The organism is Rhodopirellula sp. UBA1907 (assembly GCF_002337565.1).
Classification (GTDB): domain Bacteria; phylum Planctomycetota; class Planctomycetia; order Pirellulales; family Pirellulaceae; genus Rhodopirellula; species Rhodopirellula europaea.
This window is the reverse complement of record NZ_DDGH01000034.1, coordinates 1-14733: the sequence shown is the minus strand read 5'-3', so window position 1 is coordinate 14733 and position 14733 is coordinate 1. Positions and strand designations below refer to the sequence as shown.

The 14733-nt window shown below is 55.4% G+C and carries 16 protein-coding genes; 5 read left to right on the top strand and 11 right to left on the bottom strand.

What is annotated here, in order from left to right; all coding sequences use genetic code 11:
• Positions 1 to 39: 39 nt before the first annotated feature.
• From B2R17_RS07685 to B2R17_RS07660, 6 genes are all read right to left on the bottom strand, one after another.
• A complete protein-coding gene (locus B2R17_RS07685) occupies positions 40 to 747 on the bottom strand; it encodes an ABC transporter ATP-binding protein (protein ID WP_286763504.1) in 708 nt (235 codons plus the stop codon).
• Entirely contained in the window at positions 747 to 2306 is a 1560-nt protein-coding gene (locus B2R17_RS07680) for an HlyD family secretion protein (RefSeq protein WP_286763503.1), read from the bottom strand. Before B2R17_RS07680 ends, B2R17_RS07685 begins: the two co-directional genes overlap by 1 nt.
• Before the next feature lie 2 nt (positions 2307 to 2308).
• On the bottom strand, positions 2309 to 2830 hold the full coding sequence (locus tag B2R17_RS07675; protein ID WP_286763502.1) for a hypothetical protein: 522 nt from the start codon (positions 2828 to 2830) through the stop codon (positions 2309 to 2311).
• A 29-nt stretch (positions 2831 to 2859) separates the two neighbouring features.
• Positions 2860 to 4014 (bottom strand): ABC transporter permease, encoded by a 1155-nt coding sequence (locus tag B2R17_RS07670; RefSeq protein WP_286763501.1) that lies wholly within the window; start codon positions 4012 to 4014, stop codon positions 2860 to 2862.
• Positions 4015 to 4069: 55 nt separating this feature from the next.
• Positions 4070 to 4453, bottom strand: a complete 384-nt coding sequence (locus tag B2R17_RS07665; protein ID WP_339888034.1) for a heavy-metal-associated domain-containing protein — start codon at positions 4451 to 4453, stop codon at positions 4070 to 4072.
• A 974-nt stretch (positions 4454 to 5427) separates the two neighbouring features.
• Positions 5428 to 6849: an MATE family efflux transporter gene (locus B2R17_RS07660; protein ID WP_008670241.1), complete on the bottom strand. Its 1422-nt coding sequence runs from the start codon at positions 6847 to 6849 to the stop codon at positions 5428 to 5430.
• A 215-nt stretch (positions 6850 to 7064) separates the two neighbouring features.
• Between B2R17_RS07660 and B2R17_RS07655 the strand changes: the two genes are divergently transcribed.
• The 5 genes from B2R17_RS07655 to B2R17_RS07635 all read left to right on the top strand — a co-directional run bounded on the left by B2R17_RS07655 (position 7065) and on the right by B2R17_RS07635 (position 11098).
• Positions 7065 to 7277, top strand: a complete 213-nt coding sequence (locus B2R17_RS07655) for a hypothetical protein (protein WP_008670235.1) — start codon at positions 7065 to 7067, stop codon at positions 7275 to 7277.
• A 127-nt stretch (positions 7278 to 7404) separates the two neighbouring features.
• Positions 7405 to 8490 carry a glycosyltransferase family 4 protein gene (locus tag B2R17_RS07650; RefSeq protein WP_286763499.1) on the top strand — a complete coding sequence of 362 codons (1086 nt, stop codon included), beginning with the start codon at positions 7405 to 7407 and terminating at the stop codon, positions 8488 to 8490.
• A complete protein-coding gene (locus B2R17_RS07645) occupies positions 8487 to 9605 on the top strand; it encodes a glycosyltransferase (RefSeq protein ID WP_286763498.1) in 1119 nt (372 codons plus the stop codon). Before B2R17_RS07650 ends, B2R17_RS07645 begins: the two co-directional genes overlap by 4 nt.
• Positions 9602 to 10462 (top strand): glycosyltransferase family 2 protein, encoded by an 861-nt coding sequence (locus B2R17_RS07640; RefSeq protein WP_008670230.1) that lies wholly within the window; start codon positions 9602 to 9604, stop codon positions 10460 to 10462. The genes B2R17_RS07645 and B2R17_RS07640 overlap by 4 nt, the downstream gene beginning before the upstream one ends.
• Before the next feature lie 165 nt (positions 10463 to 10627).
• Positions 10628 to 11098 carry a PA2169 family four-helix-bundle protein gene (locus B2R17_RS07635; protein WP_286763497.1) on the top strand — a complete coding sequence of 157 codons (471 nt, stop codon included), beginning with the start codon at positions 10628 to 10630 and terminating at the stop codon, positions 11096 to 11098.
• A gap of 248 nt (positions 11099 to 11346) precedes the next feature.
• Here B2R17_RS07635 and B2R17_RS28490 read toward each other — a convergent pair whose 3' ends face one another.
• From B2R17_RS28490 to B2R17_RS07615, 5 genes are all read right to left on the bottom strand, one after another.
• Entirely contained in the window at positions 11347 to 11688 is a 342-nt protein-coding gene (locus tag B2R17_RS28490; RefSeq protein ID WP_008670223.1) for a DUF7674 family protein, read from the bottom strand.
• A gap of 172 nt (positions 11689 to 11860) precedes the next feature.
• On the bottom strand, positions 11861 to 12196 hold the full coding sequence (locus B2R17_RS07630; protein WP_037253119.1) for a hypothetical protein: 336 nt from the start codon (positions 12194 to 12196) through the stop codon (positions 11861 to 11863).
• 225 nt (positions 12197 to 12421) lie between these two features.
• Positions 12422 to 12691: a hypothetical protein gene (locus tag B2R17_RS07625; RefSeq protein ID WP_008670219.1), complete on the bottom strand. Its 270-nt coding sequence runs from the start codon at positions 12689 to 12691 to the stop codon at positions 12422 to 12424.
• A 598-nt stretch (positions 12692 to 13289) separates the two neighbouring features.
• A complete protein-coding gene (locus tag B2R17_RS07620) occupies positions 13290 to 13562 on the bottom strand; it encodes a hypothetical protein (protein WP_286763496.1) in 273 nt (90 codons plus the stop codon).
• A 233-nt stretch (positions 13563 to 13795) separates the two neighbouring features.
• On the bottom strand, positions 13796 to 14065 hold the full coding sequence (locus B2R17_RS07615; RefSeq protein ID WP_286763495.1) for a hypothetical protein: 270 nt from the start codon (positions 14063 to 14065) through the stop codon (positions 13796 to 13798).
• Positions 14066 to 14733: the final 668 nt, after the last annotated feature.

Here is a 14733-nt window from a genome sequence, read left to right as displayed (position 1 = left end):
ACCGGAGGGCTCGCGCCCTTCCGCTACGTCACTTGTTGTTCACGCGTTGCTAACTACCGAAGTCTCATCCAATCCAACCTCACGAAACTTGCCACGATCCAACACCAACTGCCGAGATGCGATTTTGGCAGCGTCCGTGTCGTGGGTGACCATCAACAGCGTGATGTCCAGTTCCTTGTTCAATCGCTGCAGCAGGATCTGAACCTGTTCACTAGTTTCCGTATCCAAACTGCCGGTCGGTTCGTCCGCCACGACGACTTGGGGGTGCGCCACGATGGCTCGCGCGATTCCGACACGTTGCTCTTGTCCACCGGACAATTGCCGAGGGTAGTGGTCGGCTCGATCGCTCAGCCCCACCGCTTCCAGTGCCAGTTCAACGCGTTGCCGGCGTTGCGAGCTGGTCATCTTCAGCAACAACGTTGGCAACTCCACGTTCTCATAAGCCGTCAGAACGGGAATCAAATTGTGGGTCTGAAAGATGTAGCCCAAATTCGCGGCACGCCAATCGGCCAACTTGCCGCGAGAAAGCTTAGTCACTTCTGTTCCAGCCACGCGAATTGTTCCGGCGTCAGGACGATCGATTCCGCTGACCAAGTTCAGCAGCGTGCTTTTTCCGGTACCACTTGGCCCCATCAGCGAGACGAAGTCGCCCGCCTCGATGTCGAGGTCAACCTCGTCGAGCGGTGTGATCGTTTCGTCACCCTTGCGAAAACTTTTGCAGACGCCACGCAGTTCGACCAATGCCATCAGTTCATCCCCATCGTTGTGTCTTCACGTTCGACCAAAACGGAATCGCCAGGTTTCAAATCCGAAGGAACATTGGCGATCAATTTGTCAGTGACGTTGAGTCCCGATTCAATTTCCACCAAGCCATCGCCTCCTGAGCCACCCACCACCACGGGAGTTTGCCTTGCCATCTCATCTTCCGTGACACACCAAACAAACGACCCCGACTCGCCGGTTTGAACCAATGCCTCCGGAACAAACAAGCGTTGTTTGTCTTTTGCCGCGTTGACATCGGACTCGGTCGCAGGTGACAGGAACGTGGCCGTGACCAACATCTCAGGGCTGACCGTGGGAGGAGGATCAATCAGTTCGACCTTCACTTCCAAGGTGTTCTTTTGAACGTTCGCGGCGCTGGTGGCTTGCAGAACCCGTCCTTGGATGACCAATGACGACGACGCGGTTTCGATCTCCACTGGCTGGCCTCGGCGAACCATCGGCACATCTTCCAGCCGCACGTCCGCGCGGACTTGCAGACGTTCGGGATCGTACATCTCGACGACCGTGCTGGCGCTGTGCCCCGTCGAGGACGCCATGCCCGAAACTCGGGTTCCGGGCGAAGCGATCAAACGCAGGATTCGACCATCCATGGGAGCCTTGACGATATTGCGTTCCAAAGCCAATTCCGCTTGCTTCTGTTGCAGCTTCGCCTCCTCCCAAAGTGCTTTCGATGAGGCGACCTTGGCTTTGGCTTCTTCGACCTGTCGCGTTTCCTCGACCAACAATTTCAGTTGTTTCTCCAACGCTCGGACTTTCGTTTTCAACGTATCGACCTCGCGTTGCAGATTCGGTTGGCGACGTTGCAGTTCTTGCAACTTGGCCGATTCACCCGCGTGGTCGCTTTCCGCACGAGCAACGATGCGTCCTGAGATCGCGCCTTCAGCAGATCGTTTGCCTTGCATGTTGTTCCGCGCGTACTCGACGCTCGCCTGGGCGGCTTCGATCAAAAACGGCAGTTTCGCGAGTTCCGTTTCCGCCCTCGCCAACATGCTCTGCGCGTCGGCGAGTTGAACTTCCAAGTGCACGGGGTTTTCAAACCGAACCAACGCAGCGTTCAATTCCGCCTCGGCGCGTTGCAGTTCACCCTGCCGGATTGCAACGGTGTTCTTTGCCTGCTGGACGTTCAGTTCCGCGTCGATCGAGATCAACCGCGCGACCGGTTCGCCGCGTTTCACCGGTTGTCCTTCGACCACCAACAACGATTCAATCACACCGGGGGCCAACGCCGCGACGCTGATCGCAGTCGGTCGCGGTTCGATCCAACCGGGTGATTGAAACAACGTTTGCCCCGCTTGAACGACCTCAGCACGTTTCGCGATCACTGGGATCACGGTGACACTTTGCCGTGGCATCCAGTGACGACCGGCAGCGACCGCGAGCAAAGCCGCAAAGCCGACCAGGATTCCAATCGGAAACACATAGCGACTGATCCATCGTCGACGACGAGACGCCGGCAATGGAGTGCTTTGTGTTGGCGAGCGGTCGATAGCCAGTTGACCGAGGTCCAGCGGAGCGTCAGCCATGGTTACTTGCTCGAACGAACAAAGACATCGCTGGTTTCCACGGTCAAGTTGCCTTGGTCGTCGCGTTTGGCAACTCCATGCACGACCACTGTCGCCAGTTCATTGACACCCAACAATTCGCGTGCGGTCTTTGAAACCGGGGCTCCCGACTCATCAACGACCTTCACGGTCGCGATGTTGTCTTTGACCTGATCCTGCGTGCAGCAATAATCCCAAGGCGTCGGGCAACCTTCTTCGTCGGCACAGTACGGGATCTTTGGATCCACGATCGTGAAAGCAGCCAGTCCGTCAACGAATGGTTCCGTGGATCCACCGATCAGACCGACCAAAGTCAATTCCTCACCATCGGCTGCCTTTTCACGAGCTTCCCCGACGGGCATCGCGTCGGCAGGTTCGGAACTGGCCAGGTAGGCCGAATCCGCTGTGGTCGATGAGGCTGCATCCTGGTCGGCGACTTCTGCACCACCACAACCAGCGATCAGGGCAATCGCTCCAGCCAATACAAAATATTGAAAACGCTTCATGGTACTTCTCTATCAAATGGGTCAACGAGTCAAACAGCTTTCAGTCCCGTTGCGACTTCTTCTCGCAACGCTTTCAGTGCCGGTGGCAACGAGCCAAGGACACCCAACAAAATTCCCACGCCGCAACCGATCAAAATTGCAACGCTGTCGATCCGCAATGTGAAAGCTCCCATCGTGAATCGAACCGCCATGCCGTTGAGCAGCAGCAACGCCACCACCCCGGACAACAGCGATCCAGCGGCCGCCAACAAGACGCCCTCCTGGACCACGCTCAGCAAAATCGCAAACCTTCGATATCCGATGGCTTGCAACGTTGCGATTTCTCGAATCCGTCCGGCAACGGATCCGTACATCATGTTCAATCCGGCAAACACACCCGCGCCGGAAACCAGCACCACCACAAACCACGCCAAAACTCGAACGGGTTTGTAATGTTGTTGCAGCGAGCCGTAGTAATCCGTTTCGCGAATGGCTCGCAGTTCCAAGTCCAATCGTTCTTTGCAAAACAACTGAACCTCCGCGGCTGAACGACCGGGCTGCAATCGAATCGCGACCAAACTCAGGTCTTGGCGTTTGGTCGCGGTTTGAAAGTCACCCAAGGGGCACCAGATTTCAGATTCGTATGCCGACCCGCCGGAAGCAAACCGGCCACTGATTGTCCACTTGCGTCCCTCAAACTCGAGTTGCCTACCAAGTTCCAATTCACTTGGTTCACGCCCAAGTTTCGTGGCAACCAAGCTGCCAACCATCACTTCGCCGTCCGCCGGCCACGTTCCCTCAACCAACTGAACCGAACGGCGTACCAACGGTGCCGACGTTTCCACGCCCCGTACCAAACCGAGTCCACCCGGGCCCGATTCAGTGGCGACTCGAGTGCCGAGATACAACTCCGGTGACACATGACTGACGCCGAAGCGTTTCATCGTTCCATCGAGGCTGGCCACCAACAACGATGGCGTCCGAGCGGCGATGGACGAGTTCTCGATGTTCTCTTCCGAGTTCACCGAATACACCAACACCACGTCTTCATCCCCGCTGATCGCGAGCGACCGTTCCAAGCCGCGAATGAATCCAACGACCACAAACACCAACATCACCACGGTGGCCAATGCCACCAAAGTCAACGCGGTGCGGACCGGCCGCCGGGCCAGGTTGCGGACGCCGTATTCCCATGGCAACAGCATCAGCGAACGCCTCGGGACACGAGTTGGATGCAAAAACGGATGGCGAATCTCATCTTCAACGTTTCGGTTTGGACGTGAACGTGCCGTCGGGAGTAATCATCTTCTTTGGCGTTTTGCCAATGCTTTCCATGATCTCCCAGATTCCCTTGGGACTTAGCTTCACGCCGTCCTTGGGGACCAATGTCACGGACTTCTTTTCGATACTGCAAACGACCTTGGTGACAGCATCCACCGAATCAAACCGAGCGGTGATTCGTTTGACGCATCCGCCACACATCTCACCCACGGTCATCACGATTTGGTTGGATGCTGGCTCCTTGGCTGACACCGGTTCAGCCGAGGCGGAGGTGGGGGCGATCAAGGCGAACGCAAGATTGGCCAACGCGACCATCCCCAATCCATTGCGTTTCAAACTCAACATCATCTTCACTTCTTCCATTCAAAAAGAGATACAAACGCGACGAGAGCACAACCGTCTGTTCTGCCATGACAGACAAACGGATCGAATGCGAGCCGATCCAAACAGGTTGTCAAAGCACGACGGAAACCTCACGCAGTGCAATCACCGACCACAGATCCAACGAGGTCTCAGTCAATGAACGCGCAGCAACGCATGTTCAGCGCTGGCGCGATTACAGAACGACCTGGAAGATCAAATCAGCCAAGATTGGTGCGCAAGACGCACCTGACGGCCAGATAGACTCGCGCAAAATGGCAAGCCACGACGCGAACACCAATTCGCATCGGAGGAGAAAAGCGACATCGATCGAACATGGACCACATTGGTCCAAGCAACGACCAAACTGGGATCGGGAAGATCCAAATCGCTCTCGAGAACGGCACCTTCGCAAATGCAGTTCATGCAATTGCAATCGTCTCCGCATGGGGAGGAGTCGCCACGTTTGGGATCGAGATCCGACGTGGACGCTGGTGCAGATGATTCATCGTGATGGCAGCAACTGCAGGTTGCTTCAGCATCACTTTCATTGCATGTTGCTTCCGTTTGACACGAGAAGCAACGCAGAGGGCACGTCAATAAATTGACGACCAACAGAGCGATGAAGAGCGGGGTTTTCATGCTTCAAAGTCTAGCAACGCTCAATTATCCGAGCAACCAGATTCTCGCAGAAGCCAAGCGTTCGGCGGACTCGGTGAGCTTTGATCGAGTCGTCAACGACACGTTAACACATGCAGGATGGGCACTCTTGCCCGTCAGATTTGCGGATGTCGGCCAAGAGTGGCCAACTTGCATCCTAAAACGCTAGGACCGCCCGGTTGGGGCGAAGTCGTGGAACAGAGCTTTCGCAAACGACGACGGTCCACAACACCCAACATTTCACAGTCCACAGTCAGGTGCAGGAACTGTGGCGAACGCCGAGCGGCTCACATCCCCGATGACACTTGCGTACCTGTTCAGGCCAATGCCGCTTCCGAAGACTGCTTCGTTGACCAGAAAAGACTGCCCGCCAAAACGAACGCCTGAGCCGCCGACCAAAGCAGCAACGCGGACCACCAATGAATGACGATCTGGTCTTCCCCCGCGATCGATCCAGTCCGAAGCCATCCATCGGGCGCGAGCAACCATCCACCGGCAACCACCAACACGCCGGGAATTGCCGTCGCCACCAAAATCACAAACGACTTCCCGATCCCTTTCGCTGAGGCCGCCAGTATCAGGCTGGCAACGTCCACCAAAGCATAGACGGCCGCAAACCGCATCAAGCGAATCGCAAGCGGTTGGATTTCTGCTCTCTCTTGCTGACTGATCCCACCCAACGGAATTCGCAACAGCAACTCAGGGAATGCGGCGAGTGCAATCGCCAGTGTCATTGCCACGACCAAGCCCAACCCCATCCCTCGACGGATGGTTTCCGATGCCAACTCAATTCCTTTGGATGCGAGGGCTTGCCCGGTAACAACCGTAACCGCGGTGCCCAAACCAATCGCGGGGATGGACAGCAACTGATACATGGTGAGCGCGGCGGAGGTCGCCGCCAAACCAGTGACCGATGCCGCACCAATGACCAACAACACGAAGCTGAACAAACCTGACCGAATCAATTGCTGCAATCCAATCGCGGATCCCGGCACGATGATCTCGTTCATGACACGACGACTCGGTCGCCATGCGGCACCAATGTGGCGTCCGAACGAATTCAAACGCATCAACATCATCGCGAACACAGCGACTTTGAACCACATCGCAATGGTCGTTGCGAGAGCAGCACCAAAGACACCCATCGCGGGCAAGCCCAACCCGCCGAAAATGAACCAATAGTCCAGTCCGACATTCAGCACCGACGAAGCGATATTGGTTTGCAAGATCGGCCGGGTCACTCGTCTTCCTACGAAGAACGCGGTCAGGCCGGCTTCCAACATGGATGCGGGCGCGACCAACAACAACGTTTGAAAGTAGCGAGCCTCCTGTTGCGCCAGTTCAATGTCATGTCCAAACGCTTCGAACAAATCGGGGCTCATCCAACCGATCAATGCGAACGCTGGAACGCAAGCCAGTGTGAACCACAAACATTGCCAGAGCAGCGACCAAACCCGAAGCGCAACCGCTCCCCGGCCGCGCTTCTTCCCCATCGCCATCGCTGCGAGCGGGGTAATAAAGCCCATTGCGGTGACGGGAATGCAAGCGATCGCCCAATACAAGTTGCCGGCTGCCATCGAAGCTGCTGACGACGTCGGCCCGTACCACATCAAAAGCGTGCGGTCGGTGAAGAGCGTGATCGAGAAACAACCAACGGTGGCCGCCAGCGGAATCGCAACCGCCACCATCGCACGATATCCGTACGCGTCGGTTTCGATACGACGGGGCGATTCGGACATGAGTTCCTACAAGAGAAAGGACAGCGGCCAATCGTCGGCGGTCAGATCAAAAATTGAAAGTGCGTGGATCGCGACATGGCGACGTTGAACAAAACGCGTTCAGCCTCTGGCTCAAAAAATGCAGTGAAGGCTCGCAGATAGTTCGCGACTACGCAAGCGAAACACGTGCCAGCGCATCGCGTCGCCCAACGTGACAACTTAAACAGGAACTAACAATGTCCACCACCAGCTTTTCACAGCGGCAAACCAAGGCAAACCATCACCTAGCCAGCCCGCATGCTGGCCCGAGTTCCGGCAGTGGAATGCTGACTCGTTTGCTCTCATCGATGGCTACATTGATCAACCAATCTGATCGAAAGCTAACCGATTCAGGAGTCATCAATCCGATCGCGGAACGCGTGTCCGTCGTCGCAACTCAACGCCGCTGAGCAACTCCCCACGACCTTTGGCACGGTCGTTGCTTAAGCCGAAGCCGACGGAATCGAAAACGACATCACGGATGATCTGAGTATCAATCACCCGTTTCAAAATCCATCGGCTGGGGAGCCACTCGCGATGAAAATCGGCATCATAGGTCATCTAAAATTTCCCATCGCGAAACCATACGCAGGAGGTTTGGAAGCATTCACTCACGTGTACGCAAACGCATTGGTGAACCGAGGTCACGAGGTCACTTTGTTTGCTTCTGGCGACTCGGATCCGCAGTTGCCTCTCACAAGCATCACACCCAACGCAACCATTCCCGAATCCAATGCTCGACTCGGACGAATGTGTCATGATTGGATCGAAAGCGTTGAAGACGAAGCCTACGCGGCCCTCATGCTGCAACTCAGCACGAGTGATTTTGATGCAATTCACAATCACTCGCTCAGTCCCATCCCGCTGCAGTTCTCACATCTGCTTCCAACACCTTTGATGACGACGCTGCATGCACCCGTCTTGCCTCGTATGGCAGTGGAACTGCGTCGACGCGGCCCGGAAGCGTGCGGGCAATTCATCAACATCTCGAATGCAAACGCGGATGCTTGGCGTTCGCTGCTACCCGAGCAATCGGTCATCCACAATGGAGTCGACACTTCATTCTGGGTACGTTGCAAAGAAGAAAAGCAGCGGCGAGCCATTTGGTTTGGTCGCATTCTGCCGGACAAAGGAACGCACTTGGCGTTGCGAGCAGCACATCGCGCTGGCATTCCACTCGATGTCGTCGGCCCCATCTCGGATCAAAACTACTTTGACACAGAAGTCCAGCCACTGCTTCGTTCAGAAGACGCATACCATGGACACCGCACCCACGAAGAACTTTGTACGTTGATCAGCCGCTCAGCGGTGACACTCGTTACACCATGTTGGGACGAGCCCTTCGGATTGGTCGTCGCAGAATCGCTGGCATGCGGGACTCCCGTCGCAGCTTTTAATCGCGGTGCATTGCCGGAACTGATTGGCAAATCCACAGGACGATTGGCCAAACCAGGCAGTGTTCGCGAACTGGCTCAGGCCATTCTCGGATGCATGAGGTTGCCCGGTGAAATATGCCGCCGAGTTGCTCAGGAACACTACAGCTTCGACCGGATGGTGGAACAATACGAGTCGCTGTACCAAAGCCAATCCGACTGGAGCTTCCCGAATGAGGTCGCCGCGTGATCGATCGCCAACCTCATGTGGGCTTCTATGTCCACTATCACGGAATGGGCCACAAGCATCGGACCGAAGCCATCCTTCGACAATTGCAAGTGCCCGCATCGGTTGTGACCAGCCGGATTCATGACCTCGATTGGAACGGCCCGACGCTTGCGAACGTTGTCGGAATCGAATGTGACAATGACGACGTTCCAGTGCGTGGAATGCAGCAGGCACAAGACGTCTCCGCTTTGCACTACGCACCGCTATGGACCGATTCAATCACAAAACGAGTTGCCCAGTACACACGTTGGTTGGATGAAAATCGCCCGGACGTGATGGTGGTTGATGTCTCCGCAGAGATCTCGATGCTCACGCGGTTGGCATCGATTCCGCAGATCGTGATGCGTCAACATGGACGTCGCGACGACCCTGCTCACTTGGCCGCTTACGAAGCCGCTCATTCATTGCTGGCTCCATTTCCGGAATCAATGGAAGATGACATCACACCCGACTTTGTGCGAGACAAAACGGTCTACCTGAATGGGTTTTGCCGCGAGCAAACAATCGAATCTTCGAATCAATCGCAACGAAACAAGTCGAAACGCGAGCGGCCAATGATTGTCGTGATGTTTGGTCGAGGAGGCACGGGCGACGTCCACCAACACTTGCGAGACGCGGCGACTTCGGTTCCGCACGCTGACTGGGTCGTCCTCGGAAAAGACGATGATTCGGACTCAGAACGAACACCGCCGAATTTGTTCTTCGCCGGATGGCAGGATCGGCCCAACAAATGGATCGCTGACGCCAGCGTCGTCGTTACGTCTGCCGGTCACAACAGCGTGATGGAACTCGGGCATGCTCAGTGCCGGTTCATAGCCATCGCGGAAGATCGCCCGTTCGAGGAACAAATTCGCAAAGCCAAAATCCTCAGCCGTGAACGATTGGCGATCGGATTGACCGCTTGGCCCGTATCAAGCCAATGGTCAACATTGATTGACGAAGCGATGTCGTTGGATCCATCGCCTTGGCGAAAGGTGTTCGAACACGACGGAGCCGAACAGGCCGCGGAGCATATCACTCGAGTCGCTCGTTGGTCGCATGAAGCCAGAATGTCTCGAGAGTTGGTGACGCTATGAAAGTCAGTGTTCTCACCATCGTTCGCGGACGACAGGCACATCTCGAGAATCAACTGAAGGGATTGCTGCAATCAGAGATCCTGCCGCACGAATGGATTGTTGTTGGCATGAATCAGGAGGTTTCACTTCCCGATGGCGAACGCTTTCCGATTCGAACATCCAGCGTTCATCATCCGACCGAGCCGCTCCCACTGGCGCAAGCTCGCAACCATGCGGCTTCGCTTTGCGCAACCGACGGCATGGTGTTTTTGGACGTTGACTGCATACCATCGCCCGACATGATCGGAAATATGATGGAAGCACTTCGAACCGAAAATCGATTGTGGATGGGATGCCCTCGATATCTTCCCGCAGCTGCAGCCGATGGTGACTGGCAAATGGATCAACTCGAACAGCTTGCGGTCGATCATCCATTGCAACCTCAGCTTGGAGAGCAAGAACGAAAAGCATCCGAGCGATACGAGATGTTTTGGTCGCTTTGCTTTGCCATTAGCCGTTCTTCCTTCCAACAAATCGGAGGCTTCGACGATTCGTTTGATGGCTACGGTGGCGAGGACACGGATTTCGCGTTCTCTGCACGCAAAGCCGGCGTTCCGTTTGGGTTCGTCAACGCCGTTGCCTATCACCAGCATCATTCGGTTTGCAAACCACCACTGAACCATCTCAAACCAATCGTTGAAAACGCTGAACGGTTTCACCGCAAGTGGGGCGTGTGGCCAATGGAATCTTGGCTCAACGCTTTCGCAGATCGAGACCTCATCGACTTTGACAAGGACGCGGAGTCAATCGCGATCCATCGCTTGCCATCCGACACCGAGATTGAAGAGGCGACGTCTCTTACCCCAGCGGGTTTTTGAGCCGATCGGCCGTAGCGGATGCGAACCAATCGCGACCGCGGACATGCTTCGATTATTCGAGTTGAACACGTGCTCCCGAGTTCTGGCACGGTAGTTGCAACCTATTTCCATCATCGAACAACCGTTTGATGAAACTGTCAACTACAGCAAACTGAAGGATTACACATGTCTCTTGAAACTAAAATCGATCTGAACGAAACCACTCTCGAAAAGCTTCAAAAGCTGATTCGCGCCAACATCGATTCGTACAACGGCTTTCACGAGTCCGCTGAAGAACTGAAGGACGAGCGTTTAGCAACGTTGTTCCGCAGCATCGGCGATGAACGTTCGGCGATGGCCGCCGAACTGCAACAGTATGTCGAGTTCAACGGCAAAGCAGCCGAAGACGACGGTAGTGTTGCCGCCAAAACGCACCGCATTTGGATCAATATCCGAGGCAAGTTAAACGGTGGCGACGCGACGGTAATCCTGATCGAAGCCGAACGTGGCGAAGACCACATCAAGGAAGCCTACGAAGATGTCTTGAAGGACACCGCAGGCAGTGCCATGAACGATGTGTTGAACGCCCAATACGCCAAGGTCAAGGCCGGCCACGACAAAATTCGCGACCTTCGCGATGCCTACAAAGCCAGCTGATCACGGTTGGCGAAACCATCTCGGTTTCCAAACCGAACAACGAAAGCCATGTCCAATGACATGGCTTTTTGTTTGCGTCAACGAAAAGCCGCGTGTGTTCCAATCTTTCGAACTCGCGATTCTAGCCAAGAACGAAGCAGACAATGGCAAAAGCCAAGGCAACCCAACAAGGGGCAGCCAGCTCTGCCAGACACGGAAGCTTTGCCAAAGGCCTCAACGTGAAACCCATAATGTCGGGAACGTCCAGATCAGTCTAGTTTTGCACGAACTTCTTCAGAGCAACCAAGAGAGGATGCGAACTCGTTGCGAAGCCGGGCCGAAAGCTGTCCAAGAGCCCACGAACGTGATTTGCGACCATCATCGAATTTGAGGTGTTCGACAAAGACCACATGAAACAGTGACCGCATTTCTGGGTGTGCATTGGCCAGCAGCCGATCCGCCATCTGGAAGTACGCTTTTACGAGCTCGTTATCGCCATCGTCAATCGCGTTCTGCGTCGCGTGGTAGAAACGCGAAAAGGCAATGTGCACGCGCATCTTCGCCGATTCGCCTTCAAATTCAGCGGCAAGATCTGGGAAACGCTCGAGCACCCATTCAAGAAATGCCGTGCGAAATGCCAATACGCTAGTGCCCGACAACCGACGTCTATTACGACACCGCCCTGAACGAAGCGAGTGATGTTTGAACGACAAGTGATCCTACCAACGCACGCCCTCGTTGCCAAACAAGGAAGTTGTGCCGAAGACCTAGCGAAAGAAAATATTAGGCAACCGGTTGCGTCCCGATCGAGCGTCGATGCACAGAAAGCCAACGAGAAGCCGAGGCAACAGGCAGGAGCATTGCGTTGATGAGGACGACACGGATGAGCACACCGATGATGAATACGATGTCCTGATCGGGTGCGCCGTCCCAATCTGGTTTGGCGATTTCGGATTGCACCCATTGAGCGTCGAGCCATATGACAAGCAACGCAATTGCGATGTGACCAATCATGATGCCCCAACCCCGGCCCACAAACGAAGCGATGCCCGTGATTGCCACAAAGAGCAGCCACAGGAGTAGCGAGTAGGACAGAAGTTGGTACAGCAACCAAGTCATGAGCAGGTTGGGTCTAGGGCGCCTAACCGAAGGTTTTTACGACACCGCCCTAAACGAAGAGAACGATGTCTGAATTACGGAAATTGTACCAAGGCCAGCGAGCGTTGCCAAAGGACGAAAGTGTGCCGAAGGACTCAGCGTAAACCCCATGTTGGGCGTCGCGTTGATCCCGCCGAGGCCGCCCTGCCATAACCAAAATGGCTGCACGGACAGCGCAACTGCGGTTTAGTTCGTCTCGAATTCATCGCGGCTGACGTAAAGACGGTAGTCAGCATCGAGGTCAGCAGCCCAAGAACGCAGCGCTACAAGCAGGTCGGCATAGGTCGCAGTGTCAAATTCGAGCGAGTACGGCCAAATGCCAACACCGCCAGACGGCATGTCCTCGCAGGACACCTGAAGTTCGTGATCGCCCCTGGTCGCCGTCAGTTCGTGGCAATACATGTGGACGTTGGGTCGAAAACGCAGCGTCCAACCATTGTGCAACGTCTCGGTCATGTGATTACGCTAGCGACGCCCAACGGAAGGTTTTTACGACACCGCCGTTACCGAAGCGGTGGAGTTTGAATCACGAGAGCTTGTACCAAGGCCAGCGATCGTTGCCTACCAACGAAGGTGTGCCGAAGGCCTAGCGTAAAAATCATGTTGTGCGGCACAGACGATGGGGCCACGCGGCGAGAAGATGGCATCGAATGCTTGCAAAGAGCTTGAAACGCGGAGAAAGCGGAAGAACGGAGGTCGCGGAGTGATGCGAAAACGCTTGCATCCGAGCCGAAGTCATTTGACAATGGCGTTAGTCGCACGACGCGCACCCATCCGCGAAGCAGGACGTTCGAACGTATGGGTGCGCGTCGCGCGACCATTGCATTTGCCAGCGATCGGTTGGACCACAGAGGACACAGAGAGCACTGAGGTGAGCCACGGATGCACACCGATCAACACAGATGCAACCGATTGTCTGGGCCGCACAACGGAAGGTTTTTACGACACCGCCCTAAACGAAGCGAGCGATGTCTGAACTGCGTGGAATTAAACCAAGGCCAGCCCGCGTTGACAAAGCTGGAAGGTGTGCCAAAGGCCTAAAGTAAAAGACAGGTTAGGCGAACGTGCCATCACCGTCGGTGCCGAAGAACAGTTCACTTGGGGTCCGGACGCGTGCCAATTGCCCAACCGTTTCGTCGTTTGTACCGCCAGACGATGAGCACCACACGTCGTAGCGTAGTGGCAGGTACCAAGATGCGAAGTGAATTGCCCACGCGATCCGCCGCGGGCTCATGTCAGCACCGAGGTATTTATCGGTGACCGACTTGAGAAGTGCGAGGTACCGGTCCACCCATCCGGGCGGAAAGACGCCGTCCGATACAAGCATGCCGCATGGCGAGCCATCACCAAGCACGTGGGCGTAAAGCTCGTATTCTGAAGAACTAGAATAACTAATCGCTGAGGTCGCCTAACGGAAGGTTTTTACGACACCGCCCTAAACGAAGCGAACGATGTTTGAACTATCGGAAATTGTACCAAGGCCAGACCGCGTTGACAAAGTTGGAAAGTGTGCCGAAGGCCTAGCGTAAAAACCATGTCAAGCGCCGTCCGCGCAACAAGCTAGAGCCGAGCCAGCATTCGCGGAATAATCGAACAAAGGATCGGCCGATGCAGTCGAGCCCGTTCGTCAAGTTCGGGTTGGGTTCTGCGGTCTTCGAGGCACCATGGAAGGTTGTAGAGGTAGTCATCATCGGCGAGTTCGCGTAGCCGAAGTTGGAAACCGTCGCGAAACCAGTCGGGCAGTGAGTCGGCAAGATCGATTGAAGCATCGACATCGTTGTAGTATATGACGTTCTGGATGAGCGAGTGGCGAAGTTCCGATTCGGTCATCAACCCGCGTTGGAAGTTGTGGAACAGTCGAGCACTATCGTCGGCGAGCGTCAAAGATCGAACCTGAGGCGTACAACGGCAGGTTTTTACGACACCGCCGTTACCGAAGCGGTGGAGTTTGAACTACGGAAAATTGTACCAATTCCAACGTCCGTTGCCAAACGAGCGAAGGTGTGCCGAAGGCCTAAGCGTGGGCTGTCAAAAGGTTGGTATTGACACCGCTTTGGACCGCGCAGGTTTTGTTCCTCGACTTCGCCCCAACGGGGCAGCCCTATGCCAGCCCAGGGCAACGCCCTGGGTTGTGGCGGGACCAAGATTGCAAAGCCCCAACGGGGGCGGTCCTAGCGGGTTTTGGGGAGTCTTTCTTAGGGCCGCCCCGTTGGAGCTGGTGTCGGAATCTCCGTAACGAAACCCCAGGCGATGCCTGGGGCTATCTTAGTGCTGCCCCGTTGGAGCGTAGGACAGAATAGAAATCAACGTCGCATTCTCCGTGTCAATACCGACCTTTTGACAGCCCAGCGTAAGCGTAAAAACCATGTTAGCCGCCGATCAGCGCAACGGCGTGAGCCACATCAAGGCCTGCTCGGCGAATTCTGAATCGAGAGTCTCGTCTCCAACGAACGTAGAGATCAACGGATGCAGTTGTTTAGCAACGCACGGTGAATAAC

Bases quoted from the DNA above. Each gene is read 5' to 3' on its own strand.
- B2R17_RS07685 (WP_286763504.1), bottom strand. From the start codon at position 747: ATGGCATTGGTCGAACTGCGTGGCGTCTGCAAAAGTTTTCGCAAGGGT.
- B2R17_RS07680 (WP_286763503.1), bottom strand. From the start codon at position 2,306: ATGGCTGACGCTCCGCTGGACCTCGGTCAACTGGCTATCGACCGCTCG.
- B2R17_RS07675 (WP_286763502.1), bottom strand. From the start codon at position 2,830: ATGAAGCGTTTTCAATATTTTGTATTGGCTGGAGCGATTGCCCTGATC.
- B2R17_RS07670 (WP_286763501.1), bottom strand. From the start codon at position 4,014: ATGCTGTTGCCATGGGAATACGGCGTCCGCAACCTGGCCCGGCGGCCG.
- B2R17_RS07665 (WP_339888034.1), bottom strand. From the start codon at position 4,453: ATGGAAGAAGTGAAGATGATGTTGAGTTTGAAACGCAATGGATTGGGG.
- B2R17_RS07660 (WP_008670241.1), bottom strand. From the start codon at position 6,849: ATGTCCGAATCGCCCCGTCGTATCGAAACCGACGCGTACGGATATCGT.
- B2R17_RS07655 (WP_008670235.1), top strand. From the start codon at position 7,065: ATGTCCACCACCAGCTTTTCACAGCGGCAAACCAAGGCAAACCATCAC.
- B2R17_RS07650 (WP_286763499.1), top strand. From the start codon at position 7,405: ATGAAAATCGGCATCATAGGTCATCTAAAATTTCCCATCGCGAAACCA.
- B2R17_RS07640 (WP_008670230.1), top strand. From the start codon at position 9,602: ATGAAAGTCAGTGTTCTCACCATCGTTCGCGGACGACAGGCACATCTC.
- B2R17_RS07635 (WP_286763497.1), top strand. From the start codon at position 10,628: ATGTCTCTTGAAACTAAAATCGATCTGAACGAAACCACTCTCGAAAAG.
- B2R17_RS07630 (WP_037253119.1), bottom strand. From the start codon at position 12,196: ATGACTTGGTTGCTGTACCAACTTCTGTCCTACTCGCTACTCCTGTGG.
- B2R17_RS07625 (WP_008670219.1), bottom strand. From the start codon at position 12,691: ATGACCGAGACGTTGCACAATGGTTGGACGCTGCGTTTTCGACCCAAC.
- B2R17_RS07620 (WP_286763496.1), bottom strand. From the start codon at position 13,562: ATGCTTGTATCGGACGGCGTCTTTCCGCCCGGATGGGTGGACCGGTAC.
- B2R17_RS07615 (WP_286763495.1), bottom strand. From the start codon at position 14,065: ATGACCGAATCGGAACTTCGCCACTCGCTCATCCAGAACGTCATATAC.